Source organism: Halomonas sp. KAO (genome assembly GCF_015595025.1).
Classification (GTDB): Bacteria; Pseudomonadota; Gammaproteobacteria; order Pseudomonadales; family Halomonadaceae; genus Halomonas.
The window spans coordinates 20,440-36,048 of the sequence record NZ_JADNRL010000009.1; the positions used below are offsets into that span (position 1 = coordinate 20,440).

The window sequence follows — 15,609 nt, forward strand, 5'->3', positions numbered from 1 at the left end:
CGCGATGACCCACTGATCGCCCGATCAATCGGGCCCCTACAATTCATGACTCACGGACGAACAAACATGGCACGTAAAGGCATCATCCTTGCCGGCGGCTCCGGCACCCGTCTACACCCCATTACCCGTGGCGTCTCCAAGCAGCTGCTGCCGATCTACGACAAACCGATGATCTACTATCCCATCTCGGTGCTGATGCTTGCCGGTATCCGCGAGATCCTGATCATCTCCACCCCGGAAGACCTGCCCCAGTACGAAAATCTTCTGGGTAGCGGCGAAGATTTCGGCTTGCGCTTCGAGTATGCCGTGCAGCCTAGCCCCGATGGCCTGGCCCAAGCTTTTATCATTGGTGAGGACTTTATTGGCGACGACCCGGTCTGTCTGGTGCTGGGCGATAACATCTTCCACGGCCAGCACTTCAGCGAGCAGCTTAAGCGCGCCGCGGTCCAGCAGAGTGGGGCATCGGTATTCGGCTACCTGGTCAAGGACCCCGAGCGCTTCGGCGTGGTGGAGTTCGACGAGCAGGGCAAGGCCATCTCTATCGAGGAGAAGCCCGCCGAGCCCAAGTCGCCCTATGCGGTTACCGGACTCTACTTCTACGACAACGATGTGGTGGAGATCGCCAAGACGGTCAAGCCGAGCGCGCGCGGCGAGCTGGAAATCACCAGCATCAACAATGCCTACCTGCAACGTGGTGACTTACGCGTGGAGCGCCTGGGCCGCGGCTTCGCCTGGCTCGATACCGGCACCCATGACAGCCTGCTCGAGGCCGCCCAATATGTGCAGACCATCGAGCATCGGCAGGGGCTGAAGGTCGCCTGCTTGGAGGAGATCGCCTGGCATAACGGCTGGATCACCACCGAACATCTGCTGGCCTGCGGCACCGCCCTGAAGAAGACCGGTTACGGGGAATATCTGCTGCGGATTGCAAAGACGTAGGAGCGCGATTTATCGGGCGAAGGCATCGTCAATCGCCGGATAAATCCGGCTCCTACGGGGCGGGTGCCTCCATGCTGTTGTAGGAGCTCGATTTATCGAGCGATGGGAGGGCCTTAAGAGCACGATCCATCGCGCGATGACTATCTGGTAACTATGCTCAACTCTCTCCTCCAAGCCTATTCAAACCATCCCGACCCCAGCGATCCCGCTCAGCGAGTCAGCTTCGGCACCTCGGGCCACCGTGGCACCTCGCTAAACGGCAGCTTCAACGAGGCGCATATCGCCGCCATCGTGCAGTCGGTAGTCGACTACCGTCTCCTAGCCGGCATCGAAGGCCCGCTGCTCCTTGGGCGCGATACCCATGCACTCTCGCGGTCCGCCTGGGAGACTACCCTGGAGGTGCTGGCCGGTAGCACCGATGGCCTGATTATCACCCCGCCGCATAATCCGCCGGAAGATGGTGGCATCAAGTACAACCCGCCCCACGGAGGCCGAGATCACCGGCTGGCTCGAAGAGCGTGCCAACCGCTACCTGGAGGCCCAAGGGGGTGATCAGAAGGGGAGGGCATCAACCGTGTTCCGCTGGAGCAGGCGCTGACGCATGTCCGCGAGCAGGACTTGGTCGGCGACTATGTAGCGACCCTGGGTGACGTCATCGACTTGGCCGCCATCCAGGCCAGCGTCTTGTTCGCCGCCCGTCCCAGGGGCACCGAAGCGCTCTACAAGCTCTACGCCGAAAGCTTCCAGGGCGAAGAGCACCTCAATAACCTCATCGCCGACGCCCAGGCCCTGCTTGAAACCGCTTTGTAGGCGTGCGATTTATCGCGCGATAACTCGATACCCCTTGTAGGAGCCGGATTTATTCGTGGTCCGACATATCGGTGATGGATAAGCCAGCAGCGATGAAGCCGCTATCGACCGATAAATCGGGCTCCTACTTAGATGAGGAACTCATGCACTACGAAAAACTCGCCATCCCCGACATCGTCCTCCTCACGCCTAAGGTCTTCGGCGACGAGCGCGGCTTCTTCATGGAAACCTTCCGCCAATCAGAATTCGAACAGCACTGTGGCGATTACACCTTCGTGCAGGACAACCACAGCATGTCGGCCCACGGCATCCTGCGCGGCCTGCACTATCAGCTGGAAAAGCCCCAGGGCAAGTTGGTACGCGTCACCCGCGGTGAGGTGTTCGACGTGGCGGTGGATATGCGCCAGTCGAGCCCCACCTTCGGCCAGTGGGTCGGAGCCACGCTCAGCGCCGACAACAAGCAGATGCTATGGGTGCCGCCGGGCTTCGCCCATGCCTTCTATGTCGTAAGCGACGAGGCGGAATTCCAGTACAAGTGTACCGACTACTACAACCCCGGCGATGAGTACTGCATCCGCTGGGATGACCCCAGCCTGGCCATCGAGTGGCCGCTGGTGGGCGGCAGGGCGCCGCGGGTATCCGAGAAGGATGGGCAGGGCGATTCGTTTGTGGATGCGGTGAAGTTTGCCTAACAGCGAGCTTCTTTCTATGAAAGGGATAGCATGAAAGAGACTTATACGGCACTGAAGGAGTTTGGCGCCACCTTCCTGGGACCCGCCTTGACGATGTATGCGCGGGCGGTTGAGCAGGAGGCGCACGACAAGTTACCGGTTTGCCTCGCCAGGGAAGGGTGGCTGCTGCACCAGTTACTTACACACCTCTATGATGAGGGGCTGATTCACCTGGATAGAGCGCCCATCTATCTGAAGGTATCGCGCACCCTACTGTTCCGGGCCATGCTGGGCGAGGCAGCGACCTGGGATATTGCCCTGAAGATGGAGTTCGAGGGCACCCTTCTGGAGCTGTTGATGAAGCGCTTCGGCCTGCAGATGCACGAGGCCTTCGCGTCAATGCCTGCCGAAGTGCTTGGCTTCAAGCTCTCGCTTCCCGAACAGGCGGACGAGGTGAGGGAGTGGCTGACGCCACATGCCGAACGTCTGAAGCAGCAAGCAGCCCCGACCCATCAGGCCGCCTACCGTTATTTTCAGGATCAGGGGCTGACCCAGGAAGAGGTGATGCCGCTGCTGCTGGATGTCGGTTACGCCGGCTCCATCCAGAAGCTCTGCACGCGTTTTGTTCAGCGCGATACGGCGGGGCTCTATTTTATTGCCACCAAGCCGGGCAAGCAGTCTCTCGGAGACCAGGTGGCGACCATGAAGGGGGTTTTCCGTGAAGGCGTGGCCTGGAAGGAGGACTACACCCTGCTGGAGCGTTCGCTGCTGCTCGAGTGCATGATGACGGCACCCCATGGCCAGGTGGTGGATATTCGGCAGAGCCAGGATGGCGACTACCTCTTCTTTTACGGCAGAGAGGCCTCCAGCCAGCGCTACTATCAGAACCTGGAGGCGGTGCTGGAAGGCGCCAGAGAGGCCGTGACCGAAGCATTGCGCAATAAGGTGACCTACAGCGTCGAGGAGGTCGAGTCGCTCTACGAGGTATTCGCGACTCGGCCCGGTGCCATTCCCCAGGCGGCCTGGCACCTGTTCACCGCCGACGATGACATTACCGGTAACGGTATGGTCAACCCGCTGCAAATCTTCGGGATTTAAACAGGTGCTCTTATGATCAATACTCTTAAGTCGCTTCGCAAGAATCTGAAGCTTGCGCCTGCCAAGGCTGGCGTCGACTACGATGAAATGACAGCTGATGCGATGTCATTAGGGCTTTTTAACCCTGAGTGGTATCAACAACAATACGGTAGACATTTCGTTAGTGATGTCGATGCCTTCAAGGACTACGTTCACAAGTCACGTTTTTCGCCAGTTAACCCATCTCTATCCTTCGACAGTGAGGCATATCATCGAGCCTACATAGATGTATTCCATGGCCAGATCAGTCCGCTTCTCCACTACCTGAGGCATGGCCGGAAAGAGGGCAGAATCTATTCCCCATTTCAGCCACGTTGGCAGCCAAGCAGTACTTTGACTCCTGCCCGTGCAGTGAGTGAAAGTGGGAGAAGGCTCAGGGTTGCAGCTTGCCTGCATATCTTCTATGACGATTTCATTGATCGCTTCGCTCATGCCTTGGATGCTTTCCCCATCGAGTTGGATGTATTGCTGACACTGGCCAAGGAAGAATTCTCAGAGCGTGCCAGGCGTGTTTTCGAGAGACACCCTAAGGTGAGGCATCTCGAGATCAGAGTGGTGCCCAATCGTGGGAGGAATTTTGGGCCTATGCTGGTTGAGTATGCCGAAACACTTCAGCAGTACGATCTTTTTTGCCATCTTCACTCGAAGAAATCGCTCTATTCCGGCAAGGAGCAGACACAATGGGCAGATTACTTGACGGAGTACCTGTTGCGAGAGCCTGCCGTCACCAGCGGAGTGCTCAACCTGTTTGCTGAACAGAAAGAGCTCGGCATCTACTACCCCACGACCTTCTGGATGATGCCAACATGGGTCAACCATCTCACCATGAACGCGATACCCATCCGCGAATGGGAAGAGCAGTTGGGCCTGCCACCCACCGGCGGTTTCCTGAGCTACCCGGCTGGCGGCATGTTCTGGGCCCGCCCGCAGGCGCTCAAGGAGTTGTTGAATAAAGCATGGCAGTATGAAGACTTTCCTGCCGAACCGCTGCCTAACGATGGCTCCATGCTTCATGCGCTTGAGCGTGTGATAGGCAAGCTGGCAGAGAAGAATGGTTATAAGGAGTTCTTCTACTACCCGCCTAGTGGCCAGTTTACCAAGGATCAGTCCTACGCCTTTTCCAGCTACAAGGGAGGCGGCATCGATCAACATCTCCCAGCCATTCGTGCGAACGAAGTGGTCAGCTTTGATGTGTTCGATACTTTGGTGAGACGCGAGTATACCGTACCGGATTACGCCAAGCTCAAGTTGGGACAGCAGCTGGCTAACGCGGGAAGGGTCGAGTCAGCGGAAGACTTCGTCCAACTGCGCAATGCGGCCGAGTTAGAGCTCAGAAAACGTGCCGAATTCAAGGGCGACGTGTCCATTACCGACATCTATGCAGAACTGGCAAATCAGCTGGGCGCCACTGGCCAGGAAGGCAAGCGTTGGATGCAGCAGGAGTTCGAACTCGATCTAAAGATGATCCTGCCAAAGAATGAAATGGTGGAGCTGTTCAACAACTTGGGAAGCCTGGGGCATAAGCTTTGGGTGATCTCCGATACCTACTACACTCGTGGCCAGGTCGGCCTGATGCTCAAGAAGGCCGGCATTACGGTGCCCTATTGTCTGCTTGTCTCCAGTGCGGAGCAGAAGCGCAAAGACAATGGCACCATGTGGCGCATGGTGAAGCAGGACCTGGCGGAGGAGGGCATTACCCGTTATCTGCATATCGGTGACAATGTAGTGGCCGATGCCCAGCTGCCCGGTGACCTGGGCCTAACGACCTTCCATATCCTTCATCCCATGGACAAGTGGCAGGCTCTCGGCTTTCCCACGGTGCTGCAGGGCGATGATGCGATGGATGAAGGCCAAATTCTCAAGTGGGGCAAGCTGGTGAGTCAGGTTGGCCGCAATCCGTTTATTGGTGAATAATACATGAAGAAGTTTGTAGTCCATGCCGGACCTCATAAGACTGGCACGACATATATACAGTCACTTTTGCATAACAATAGAGATGCGCTCCACTCTCAGGGTGTTGTTTATCCTGAAGCGTATTATTTGTTTCTTGGGCACCATTACCTTCTTAATGCCTTAAACGGTAGTGAGAGTTGCGATGAGGTTAGACGTAAGATTCTTGACGCAACTGCAGGTGCTGAGACTTGCATTATTTCAAGCGAGAACTTTATATCTTTGCATCGCTCGGGGCTGATTAAGCTGAAAGATGCCTTCCCTGAGGTCGAGTTTAGGTTTGTTCTATATTCTCGAAGGCCTTCTATTCGTCTTCTTTCAAGATGGCATGAGCTGGTTAAGCAAGGTAGCTTTCAGTCATTGGAAAGCTATTTCATTTCCCATCTTATGAGGCCTATGCAGAGTAGAGACGTTAACATAGTCCATTACCTAAAGGATCTGGCATCTATTTTTGGTGGGAGCTGCCATCACCTAGTTGATTATGATACTGCAGCTTATGATAAGAATATCATGAGCTGTTTTTTTAAGGCGGCTGGGATAGATCCGGTTGTTAAAGATCAAGATTCGGTCGTTAACAAAATGGAGAGACTTGAGGAGGTGGAGATTATAAGGGCGCTTAACTACAAGGCAAAAAAAATGGGAATTCTCAAAGCGAGTAATATTCGTGAGGCTTACTATAGAGCAAAGAGTGAAGATGCTGGCCTCGTTAGCAGGGTGGAATCCCTTGTTGACTTGATGAAAGGATTTTCTAATGTGCTGGCATTGGGTGATGCAGGATTTGATGCCGGAGTTAGGAGGTTGCTCGATTTAAATTATTCTAACAGGTTTGTTAATAGGATAAGCACGCCTGAAAGAAAGGAATATATAGTTCCCTCAGCAGATTGGACGATGGATGCGGAAGCCCTGCAAGGACTTGGTGATATTTCTAAAGTTGTTTTTGAGAAGACTTATGAGAAATGAAAGTAAATTTCACCTAAATAGAGATGTAACTCTTTTTGTTGGCAAGGTTTTTGTGAAGTATCATTTTAAGGATTTTACGCGTCCTCTAATAATCACGTTCTCCCCCGATGGAGTAGGACTTCTTAGTAAAGAGAAGATTGCCTCTGGAGTATCACCTTGGGGTTTTAGTTATATAAAAAAAATTGGCTACAACGTTATATCATTTGCTGAGTTGGCTGAAAACAGATCTTACTATAGAGATAAAAGTTTTCGGGAGAGAATTTTTGATTTTTCCCGGTCCTTACCAGATTTTTCTGAAAGGATAGGCTATGGAGGAAGTATGGGGGGGTATGGGGTTTCTGCATATTCAAATGTTTTAGGTATTAGTCGGATGTTGCTATTTAATCCGATTTCAACAAGAAATAGGGCCGTGGCCACTTGGGATTGGGAAAAGAAAAGGTCGCTTGATAGTTTTAAATTTGACTGGGGGGGCGACTATTCTGATGGCGCAGAAAGTAATGCATCAGGATTTGTGGTATATGATCCTCTATACCAATGTGATAAGCTGCACGCGATAAGGTATTCACGGCTCGTAAAACTTAAGTTTCCGGGGGTTGGTCATGGGGTAAGTGAGTTTTTAAATCAAATGGGAGAGCTTGACTGGCTCGTGAAAAGCTTTTTAAACAACGAGCTAGATTCACGTAATTTTTTTAAAAAAATTCGTAAGCGAAGAAGAATCGAAAGATACTATTCTTGGATGTTGAGTAATGAAAATGAATACTTGACTCCAAATAGGCGGAATGTGATAGAGAAGTTTAGAGACTTTTACTTTTCATCTCCTCGGAGAGGGATGAAAGGCTTTGTAAAGCTTTCTGTGAAAGATGTTGATGTGATTCGTGATGCTGCCTTGCTGATTGAAAACTCAGACGCTGATCTTTCTCATCAGCTCCTTCTGGTAGCTAAGAAAGCTAGGCCGAATGGGGTTTTGATAAATAAGAAATTAAATCAGTATAAGACTAAGTATGGTGTTTAGTTTGTTTATAATTTCACTCGCTTAAAGGCTCTGGTTGTTTTGTCTGCTAGGCCCTATCTGACAGCGTAGTTGTCACCCAAACGGATTGAGAAGTGATCATCGTGCGTTACCCCCCCAGCGCGGAAGGAAGCCATCCTCAAGCAGATGGCACCGCTCACGATCATGACCATCCATGCGTTTTCCCAGATTGCAGAATAAAGATCCTCCATTGCCAGCCCCAATGTCCGGGTGACCGAGACAGGGTTGCAGGTCGTGCAGATGGAGCGCAATACGCGCTCCGATACTTCTAACGAGCTTTCTCGGGACAAGTCAGAAATTCATAATATCCAAGAGCGCCTACATGTGGTTAAAGATCGTATTCAAGAAGCCACCATTCGGTTTCCTGTCGATGGCATTGATGGTCTACACAATGGGGGCATTCGTCTGAATGATGTGCTGATGGAAGAGGTTCCCAAGAGTGCCTCCTTAGTGGTGGAGGCTCGAGTTTTGCCTTCTGATATAGATGTCATTGAGGTCGGTATGTTGGCAGATCCGCGCTTTCCTGGCTTTAAAGCTGCCAGTACTCCCATCCTCGAGGGGAAGCTAGTTGACCTGTCTCCGGATAGTTTTATCAACGAGAAGGATGGAGCGTCGTTCTATCGAGCCAAGCTCGTCGCCGATGAAGCGTCGCTCAGAGAGCAGCTTGGGAGCTTCAGCCTGATTCCCGGTAGCCGGTGGAATTGGCCATCAAGACCGGGGCTCGCGTCCTGATGCAGTATCTTGCCAAGCCGGCATTGAATGTAATGTGCTTCGCACCTCTCTGCTCGAGCATTGAGGGTGAGCAAGTCACGCTGCCTCTTCAAAATCGATGCGTCAGAACGCCTGCTTTGTGGCAACATGGATGGTTTTCTGGCAGCCAACACTGTCAGCTTGGGCTACTGTTTTCTCAGCGGCTGGAGTGAGATAGCAAGGTGTAATATCGATTGAGGATTGCAACGGCAGTGACCATTAGTGAATTTATGTAACTTTCCAACCCAGACAGAGTCGTTTTCTTGATATCTTTTGTGCATATTCCCAAAACAGCCGGCACCAGCTTTCGCCTCGGCGCCGAGCGCTGCTTCGGTAAAGAACAGATCGTCTACGACTATGGCAAGGACTCTCCCGCCACTACCCCCTTGACTGTTGACACCCTTTACGCAGAGCCTAAAGACTTCTGGAGTTTCAAAAGCCTTTGCGAGCGAAAAAGGGCTTCCATGGTGGGTGGACACGTTAATGCCAACCGATTCGTTTCGCTCTTCGGTGTTGATCAAACGCTGACCTTTTTACGAGAACCCCTGCAGCGCATGGCCTCCGAATATGCCCATTTCGTACGCCACTACGAATACAAGGGCAGCTTTCACGATTTTTATTCTCGAACGATCATGCACAATCGCCAGAGCAAGATACTGCATGGTGTGGATGTGGAGGCGATCGGCTTCGTGGGGCTGACGGAGCGCTACGCGGAGAGCTTGGAAGTGCTTAATGCGCGTTACGCAATTGATATCCCACAGCGCGAGGATAATATCGGCAGGAAGCGCCTGGAGGCGAAGCATGAGATCTCCGCCGAGGATGTGGCCGAGTTCAAGCGCCTGAACAGGCGCGATATCCGACTCTATGACCAGGTAACCGAGCTGTTCGACCAGCGCTTCCGGTTGTTTCAGGAAGGCAAGTCCTGGGCCCATGCTCGACTGGTGGAGGTGAAGCCCCAGGGCATCGCCGGCTGGGCCTGGTGGGCAGGTGAGCATGATGAACCGGTAGCTGTGGAGGTATGGGTCAATGGCAAGCATCTGGAAACTATTGCCGCAGTGGAACTTCGCCCTGGTCTATGTCGCCTGCTACCGCCCCGGGGTGGTTATGTCGGCTTTCATCTACCGGTAAAACTGAAGCCCAGTGATAAGGTACAATGCCGTATTGCCAGCACCGGCCAGTGGTTTCCGTTGAAGCCGAGCCGGGTACCCAAGCCGGAAGCCTAATGAACGCACGGAATCGCGAACGTATTGACAAGGGTTCACGCTGGCTCGCCGGCTGGCTGAACGATACCCCGTTGGCTCGCTTGCCCCTGCCTAGGCTGCAACCCCGTCACCAGCTGCTACGGGTGGATGTCCAGGGGGCGGGGTATAAGTGGCAGGCCATAGGTGATGATCCCCAGTTTCTGCTGAGGCGTGGCTTACCGCTACCTGGCTGGCAGATGCTGGAAGTGGGCATGAAACATGACCAGCCCAGCGTAGCGGTAAAACTTTACATGGACACTGGTCAGGGCTTCAGCGAGGCCCAGAGTGTTTACCTGCCGCTGAAGAGTGGTCGAGTTAGCAAGCGTCTGTTCTACATTCCCCGCCGGCTTAGGGCCCTGCGTTTTGACCCCATGGGGCATGAGGGACGCTTTACGATTACTCATCTGCGATTTGCCTGGCTGACACCATGGTTTGCCCATGATCGACTGGCCCAGCGCTTGGCCAATATGCATCATGAATACCGCAGCCTGTCAAAGGCGGAGGTATTTCCAGCGCTTAAGCAACAGGCTCGTGCTGCTGGTCGCCGCTGGCGCGAGTTGGCGTTGGAGCATTACGATGCCACCTTTGAGCGGCGGAGCACTCGGTATAGTTACACTCAATGGCTGAGCAAGCGGCGTCGGCTTTCGCCCGAGCATATTCGGCGTGTGATCGACAAGTTGCCACGCAAACCGCTGATCTCGATCGTGATGCCAGTGTACAACCCGCGAATCGAATGGTTGCGAGAGTGCCTGGACTCCGTGCTGGCACAGCACTATCCGCATTGGCAGCTGTGCATTGCCGACGATGCCTCGACCGAGCCCGAGGTGCGCGAGGTACTGTCCGAATATACCGCCCGGGACGGACGCATCCAGGTGGTGTGTCGCGAGGACAACGGCCATATCTGCGCGGCCAGCAACAGTGCGCTGCAGTTGGTGCGTGGAGACTTCGTTGCGCTTCTCGATCACGACGACCGTCTGTCGCCCTATGCGCTGTTTCATGTGGTAGAGGCACTGCATCGTCATCCCGATGCCGGATTGCTCTACAGCGATGAGGACAAGCTCAATGAGGCGGGGGAGCGCTTCGACCCACACTTCAAGCCGCAGTGGAACCCCGACCTGCTGTTGGCACAGAACTATATCGGCCATTTTGCCGTGTATCGCACGGGATTGTTGCGTGAAGTGGAAGGCTTTCGCGAGGGCTTCGAGGGCAGCCAGGATCATGACCTGGTGCTACGTGTCAGCGAACGCTTGGCGGCCGAGCAGATCGTGCACATTCCTCATGTGCTCTACCACTGGCGAGCCGGTGCCGGTTCCACGGCGCTGGATAGCCGCGAGAAGGATTACACGTCACAGGCCGGGCTCGCCGCGGTTCGCGATCATATTATTCAGCGGGTACCCGAAGCCAGCGTCGAGATGGGCCAGTACCCCAATACCTATCGGGTGCGCTGGCCGCTGCCTCGGCGGGTGCCGCTGGTGAGCCTGTTGATTCCCACCCGGGACCGGGTGGAGATCCTCAAACCTTGCGTGGATGCCATTCTCGAGCGTACCGACTACTCCCGCTTCGAAGTGCTGATCCTGGATAACCAGAGCAGCTGCACGGCCACGCTGGACTATATGCGCGACGTATCGGCCAGGGACGCGCGGGTACGGGTACTGCGCTGGAATGAGCCCTTCAACTATTCGGCGATCAACAACTACGGTGCGCTGTATGCCCGCGGCGATATCCTGGGGCTGGTCAACAATGATATCGAGCCACTCAACAGCGAATGGCTATGTGAGATGGTGCGCCAGGTGTGCCGCCCGGAGATCGGCTGCGTGGGGGCCAAGCTCTACTATCCCAACGATACCCTGCAACACGCCGGAGTGATCTTGGGTATCGGCGGCGTGGCGGGGCACGCCCACAAGTACTTTGATCGCAACTCACCTGGTTACTTCACGCGCCTGCATCTGGCCCATAACCTGTCGGCCGTCACCGGTGCTTGCCTGCTGGTGCGCAAGGCGGTATTCGAGGAGGTGGGTGGGCTCAACGAGGAGCATCTTGCCATCGCCTTCAACGATGTGGACCTGTGTCTGAAGGTGCGTGAGGCGGGCTATCGTAATCTGTGGACCCCCTATGCCGAGCTCTACCACCATGAGTCGGTATCGCGCGGCGCGGACGATAGCTCAGCCAAGCGTGCTCGGGCCAATGGTGAGGCAGACTATATGCGCCGCACCTGGGGCAAGACGCTGGACAGTGATCCGGCCTATAACCCCAATCTTACGCTGGTGCATGAAGATTTTTCGCTGCGGTGATGGGCGTGCTTAACGCCACCCACCTCGAGCATTTGGTGATCGCCATGGGGCTGCAGGTGGTGCTATGGCCAATACTGGGCTGGCGCGCGGCGGGATGTTCCATCGTGGCCGTGTTTCTGGGGCGTGAAATCTCCCAGCATGAGGCCAGAGGCGGCGGCGCGAACGCAGTGGACTGGTATTATGGCTTGGTGAACCATTGGAACTCTGACTCGCTGCTGGATGTGTTCTCTGCGTTGCTTGGGGTGTTGATCGTGACCGTTGTGGTAGGGAGTGTGTTGCACCTGCGTGGCCAGGAGAGGGCATGATACACTTCCATGCTAAGACGCACTGATTGTTGTTAAACGATGGGGTTGGTGTTAAACGATGGGGGCGCGACTGACCGAGAGTGTTGACCTTCTCGAGTTGGTCACGCCCCTCTTGCGTTCTTAAGGCCGTGATAGGGGCCGGCTGGATGTGCGGGGGGCGGGCATAGCGGTTGGCGCGCCGGGACCCAATCGGTGCAGGAGCCTGATTTGTCGACTCTAATATAACAGGATAAACAATATGGGAAGTGATATGAAACTGGGAGTCTCTGCGTGTCTTGTGGCGCTGGCAATGCTGGCTGCAGGGCCGGCTTACTCCTGGTATGAGCCCGCCGATGAGTACCACGCTCCAGCCAACGGCTGGGCGGTTGGTGTGCACTCCGGCAGGGCCATCAAGGAAAGCCTGCGGACCGGTGAAGCGTTTCTGCCGACTGAGTGGGAGTTCAAGGACTACTATGTGACCAGCATTGGCTTGCGCAAGGAGGTGTGGCAGCTGTGGCGGCACTCTCGTATCTTCACTGAAATGAACGTGTCATGGATCAGTGGTGATGAAGAATATGCCGAGGCGTTTGTCACTCCCACGATCACCTGGGATACCTTCCCCTGGGATCATGTGGTAGATACGACGGCAGCACTTGGGGTGGGGCTTTCTTATACCTCCAAGACGACTGAACTCGATGAAATAGATCAACGCTGGATGGCCTCCATGATCGTAGAGCTGGAGGTGCAGCCGGCGTCGTGGGATTCCTGGTCCATGTATACTCGCATTCACCATCGCTCCAATGCGGGGGGAGTATTTGGTGATGAGAATGATGCCAAGGGAAGCAACTTTCCCTCTCTTGGGCTTCGCTACCATTTCTAGGTCGTCCGAGTGATTAGCGAATCTCGCTGGCTGGTGTTAAGTGATGGGGCGCAACCGACCGAGGATATTTATTTTCTCGCGTCGGTCGCGCCCCTTCTGCGTTCTCAGGGCCACGCTGTGGGGCGGCTAGATGTGCGTGGCTGGCGGTGGCGGCTGGCGCGTTGGGTGTTGTCACGCCAGCTGGGGGCCAACCTGGTGCTGGCGCGTACCCTGCCCGAGCGCTCGCTGCGCTGGCTGGAGCGCGAACGAAGCCGGTTCGGCCGCATCCTCTATCTGGTCGACGATGACCTGGCGGCGGCGGGGAGCGACATGACCCTGCCGGACGCCTACCGAGGGCGCATGGCTCGGGCCGCCGCCCAGCAGCCCCGGCTCCTGGCGCTGGCCGATGAGGTAGTGGCCTGTAACCCCTCGCTGGCCGAGCCGCTGCGGGAGCGCCACGACAAGGTGCGGGTGATGACGCCGCCGCTTATCGCGCCACTGCCATCGCTTGAGCATGTCACGCAGGGCCCGTCGGTCGAGCGGCCGTGGTGCCTCGGCTTCCATGGCACCCGCGCGCACCTGGCCGATCTCGAACATATCGCTCCGGCCCTCGAGGCCCTGCAGACAGAGCGGGAAGATACCGAGCTCGAGCTGATGCTCGGCGAGCATGCGCCGCCGGCGTTGGCGAGTCTTCCCCGAACAAGCTGCCCGGCGCCGCTGGCCTGGCAGAAGTTCCGCGACTATCAGGCCGAGCGGCGGGTGCATATCGGCCTGGCACCGCTACTCGAAACGCCGTTCAATCGCGGCAAGTCGTTTATCAAGTTCCTGGATATCGCGGCCATGGGCGGGGTAGGGGTCTATGCCAATCGCGCCCCCTATACCGAGATCCTCGAGCATGGCGTCAACGGTCTGTTGGTGGATGACGACTCCGGCGAGTGGCGGCGCTGTTTACACTGGCTGCTGGAACACCCGGGGGAGGCCCACCGGATGGCACATGCCGCCGCCGAGACGGCGCGGCGGCATGTGTTGCGAGAGCTTAATATCGGCGATTAGGTGCCACGGGATAGTGGTAGGGAGCGTCGGGTGGAGGCGTAAAAAAACCGGCCGGGCACGCGAGGCGTGTCCGGCCGGTTAATTCTGTCAGCTAACTTACACGGCTAAGGCCGAAATCTGGGCTTAGGCCGTCTTGGCGGCGTAAAGCGCATCCTCGATGTTCAGCTGCTGGCGAACGGAGAGCGGCAGCAGGCGACGCGAGGCGATGCGGTGGCGGGGCATCTCGACGATGCGGGTCTCGTTGCCGTAGAGCGCCACGTACTCGGCATAGTTGTCGAAGGCCTGACGGTCGATATAGTCGACGTAGGTCTCGGCCGGAGTGCCGTTGGCGATGATCACCTCGTGGTTTTCGGTCTCCACGTGGTAGTAGGTGACGATGGCGGGCAGCTCCTGGCTCGGCACGAAACGAATGGTGTCGTGGTTGACCAGCACGCCGGCGTTGATCACCAGGTCATCGATGATCAGGCCATGGCCCGCGGTCAGGGTCAGGTCCTGGCTGGGGATGTTGTCACCCAGCGCGCCCTGGGAAACGCGTACCGCCTGGAACTTCTCACCTGCCGCCACGGGGCGCAGGCTCTGACGGCCGATCCACTTCACGGCAACGGTCTCGCCGCTGGCGGTCAGGATGCTGTCGCCGATGGCCAGGGTCTCGACGGTGGTTTCACCCTCGGGGGTGGCGATCAGGGTGCCGGCGGCAAAGCAGACCGGCTCACCAGGGAAGGTGAAGCCTTCATTGGCGAGGTCGTTATTGATGTCGCTGTTGCTTCTGCCATTGACCCAGTCGTTATACTCCTGCTGGGTCATATTGATCTTGGCGTTGACGCGTGTTTGGAGCGCACCCAAACCGCCGCCTTTTAGATGCAGGGCGCCGTCACGGTAGGCATCTGTAGCCAGCCCATCATCCAGTTCCCAGGTGTCACCGCCAGCCAGCTGAAACTGATCGCCGGCCTTGGCGCCGTTGACGTTGAAGTTAACGGTGCTGAGAACACCCAGGTCCGGCTTGTCGTAAGTAAAGGTCCCCGGCTGTTCCCCGGTGAACTCGACGTTCAGAGCGTTCAGGCCGTCCAGCGCGCTGACCGTAGACGACTCAAGATTCATGCTGCTGTTGCCATCGACCTTGAACGTTGTGTTGTTCAGAAGACCGACGTTGAGCAGGCCTTGATCGATATTCATCTCGCCGCCGTTGGTGGCGGTGAAAGTAGGCTGTGCACCGGTCTGAACGCCCGCGATGCTGTTAACGTCAGCTGCAACGCCGTCGACGATCAGCTCCGAGGAGCCCAGCGCGGTAATGTTGACGGTGTTGTTGTCGTCGGCATTTTGATCGTTGATTGTATGGGAGCTGTTTTCAAGCAGGTCCAAATCGAGTAAGGCCATTCTTCGTCCCCTGTCTTCGAATAATTGGAGTTAACCCAGCGATTCACGGCAAAGATCAAGGTGACTCTATATTAGAGTGTATGGCTGAATCAGTAAGATAAAGACTCGATTTATGTAAGATTTTTCCTACAAGGAGTCTGCGCTTATAGGAGGGTAACGACGATGATTTCAAGATGGAGATGCTGCAATCGCGCGATAAATCGCGCTCCTACGAAGGTGCCATGGAGATGTAGGAGCCGGATTTATCCGGCGATTAGGGC

Annotated in this window: 15 protein-coding genes; 14 read left to right on the forward strand and 1 reads right to left on the reverse strand. The window is 55.8% G+C overall.

Annotated features, from left to right (window positions below):
- The first annotated feature begins 66 nt into the window (after window positions 1-66).
- The 14 genes from rfbA to IOC61_RS03315 all read left to right on the forward strand — a co-directional run bounded on the left by rfbA (window position 67) and on the right by IOC61_RS03315 (window position 13,975).
- Window positions 67-939, forward strand: a complete 873-nt coding sequence (rfbA, locus tag IOC61_RS03250; RefSeq protein WP_195687440.1) for a glucose-1-phosphate thymidylyltransferase RfbA — start codon at window positions 67-69, stop codon at window positions 937-939.
- Between the two features lie 153 nt (window positions 940-1,092).
- On the forward strand, window positions 1,093-1,491 hold the full coding sequence (locus IOC61_RS03255; protein WP_195687441.1) for a hypothetical protein: 399 nt from the start codon (window positions 1,093-1,095) through the stop codon (window positions 1,489-1,491).
- A 66-nt stretch (window positions 1,492-1,557) separates the two neighbouring features.
- Complete coding sequence (locus IOC61_RS03260) at window positions 1,558-1,749, forward strand: hypothetical protein (protein WP_195687442.1); 192 nt, start codon at window positions 1,558-1,560, stop codon at window positions 1,747-1,749.
- A gap of 143 nt (window positions 1,750-1,892) precedes the next feature.
- Window positions 1,893-2,441 carry a dTDP-4-dehydrorhamnose 3,5-epimerase gene (rfbC, locus tag IOC61_RS03265; protein WP_195687443.1) on the forward strand — a complete coding sequence of 183 codons (549 nt, stop codon included), beginning with the start codon at window positions 1,893-1,895 and terminating at the stop codon, window positions 2,439-2,441.
- Window positions 2,442-2,471: 30 nt separating this feature from the next.
- On the forward strand, window positions 2,472-3,518 hold the full coding sequence (locus IOC61_RS03270) for an HAD family hydrolase (RefSeq protein WP_195687444.1): 1,047 nt from the start codon (window positions 2,472-2,474) through the stop codon (window positions 3,516-3,518).
- Window positions 3,519-3,530: 12 nt separating this feature from the next.
- On the forward strand, window positions 3,531-5,471 hold the full coding sequence (locus IOC61_RS03275; RefSeq protein ID WP_195687445.1) for a rhamnan synthesis F family protein: 1,941 nt from the start codon (window positions 3,531-3,533) through the stop codon (window positions 5,469-5,471).
- Window positions 5,472-5,474: 3 nt separating this feature from the next.
- Window positions 5,475-6,467, forward strand: coding sequence for a hypothetical protein (locus IOC61_RS03280; protein ID WP_195687446.1), 993 nt, complete (start codon window positions 5,475-5,477; stop codon window positions 6,465-6,467).
- Entirely contained in the window at window positions 6,457-7,479 is a 1,023-nt protein-coding gene (locus IOC61_RS03285; protein WP_195687447.1) for a hypothetical protein, read from the forward strand. Before IOC61_RS03280 ends, IOC61_RS03285 begins: the two co-directional genes overlap by 11 nt.
- 258 nt (window positions 7,480-7,737) lie before the next feature.
- The gene (locus tag IOC61_RS03290) at window positions 7,738-8,229 is read left to right on the forward strand and encodes a hypothetical protein (RefSeq protein WP_195687448.1); all 492 of its coding nucleotides are present in this window, start codon (window positions 7,738-7,740) and stop codon (window positions 8,227-8,229) included.
- A gap of 293 nt (window positions 8,230-8,522) precedes the next feature.
- Window positions 8,523-9,470 (forward strand): sulfotransferase family 2 domain-containing protein, encoded by a 948-nt coding sequence (locus IOC61_RS03295; protein WP_195687449.1) that lies wholly within the window; start codon window positions 8,523-8,525, stop codon window positions 9,468-9,470.
- Window positions 9,470-11,779: a glycosyltransferase family 2 protein gene (locus IOC61_RS03300; protein WP_195687450.1), complete on the forward strand. Its 2,310-nt coding sequence runs from the start codon at window positions 9,470-9,472 to the stop codon at window positions 11,777-11,779. Before IOC61_RS03295 ends, IOC61_RS03300 begins: the two co-directional genes overlap by 1 nt.
- 5 nt (window positions 11,780-11,784) lie before the next feature.
- Window positions 11,785-12,084 carry a hypothetical protein gene (locus tag IOC61_RS03305; protein ID WP_420706327.1) on the forward strand — a complete coding sequence of 100 codons (300 nt, stop codon included), beginning with the start codon at window positions 11,785-11,787 and terminating at the stop codon, window positions 12,082-12,084.
- A 250-nt stretch (window positions 12,085-12,334) separates the two neighbouring features.
- On the forward strand, window positions 12,335-12,943 hold the full coding sequence (locus IOC61_RS03310; RefSeq protein ID WP_195687452.1) for an acyloxyacyl hydrolase: 609 nt from the start codon (window positions 12,335-12,337) through the stop codon (window positions 12,941-12,943).
- Window positions 12,944-13,060: 117 nt separating this feature from the next.
- Complete coding sequence (locus IOC61_RS03315) at window positions 13,061-13,975, forward strand: glycosyltransferase family protein (protein WP_324254677.1); 915 nt, start codon at window positions 13,061-13,063, stop codon at window positions 13,973-13,975.
- A 123-nt stretch (window positions 13,976-14,098) separates the two neighbouring features.
- Here IOC61_RS03315 and IOC61_RS03320 read toward each other — a convergent pair whose 3' ends face one another.
- A complete protein-coding gene (locus IOC61_RS03320; protein ID WP_195687453.1) occupies window positions 14,099-15,349 on the reverse strand; it encodes a Hint domain-containing protein in 1,251 nt (416 codons plus the stop codon).
- Between the last annotated feature and the right edge of the window lie 260 nt (window positions 15,350-15,609).

Coding starts and splice junctions, on each gene's coding strand:
- IOC61_RS03320 (WP_195687453.1), bottom strand. CDS start 15,349: ATGGCCTTACTCGATTTGGACCTGCTTGAAAACAGCTCCCATACAATC.
- IOC61_RS03270 (WP_195687444.1), top strand. CDS start 2,472: ATGAAAGAGACTTATACGGCACTGAAGGAGTTTGGCGCCACCTTCCTG.
- IOC61_RS03285 (WP_195687447.1), top strand. CDS start 6,457: ATGAGAAATGAAAGTAAATTTCACCTAAATAGAGATGTAACTCTTTTT.
- IOC61_RS03290 (WP_195687448.1), top strand. CDS start 7,738: ATGGAGCGCAATACGCGCTCCGATACTTCTAACGAGCTTTCTCGGGAC.
- rfbC (WP_195687443.1), top strand. CDS start 1,893: ATGCACTACGAAAAACTCGCCATCCCCGACATCGTCCTCCTCACGCCT.
- rfbA (WP_195687440.1), top strand. CDS start 67: ATGGCACGTAAAGGCATCATCCTTGCCGGCGGCTCCGGCACCCGTCTA.
- IOC61_RS03310 (WP_195687452.1), top strand. CDS start 12,335: ATGAAACTGGGAGTCTCTGCGTGTCTTGTGGCGCTGGCAATGCTGGCT.
- IOC61_RS03280 (WP_195687446.1), top strand. CDS start 5,475: ATGAAGAAGTTTGTAGTCCATGCCGGACCTCATAAGACTGGCACGACA.
- IOC61_RS03300 (WP_195687450.1), top strand. CDS start 9,470: ATGAACGCACGGAATCGCGAACGTATTGACAAGGGTTCACGCTGGCTC.
- IOC61_RS03275 (WP_195687445.1), top strand. CDS start 3,531: ATGATCAATACTCTTAAGTCGCTTCGCAAGAATCTGAAGCTTGCGCCT.
- IOC61_RS03255 (WP_195687441.1), top strand. CDS start 1,093: ATGCTCAACTCTCTCCTCCAAGCCTATTCAAACCATCCCGACCCCAGC.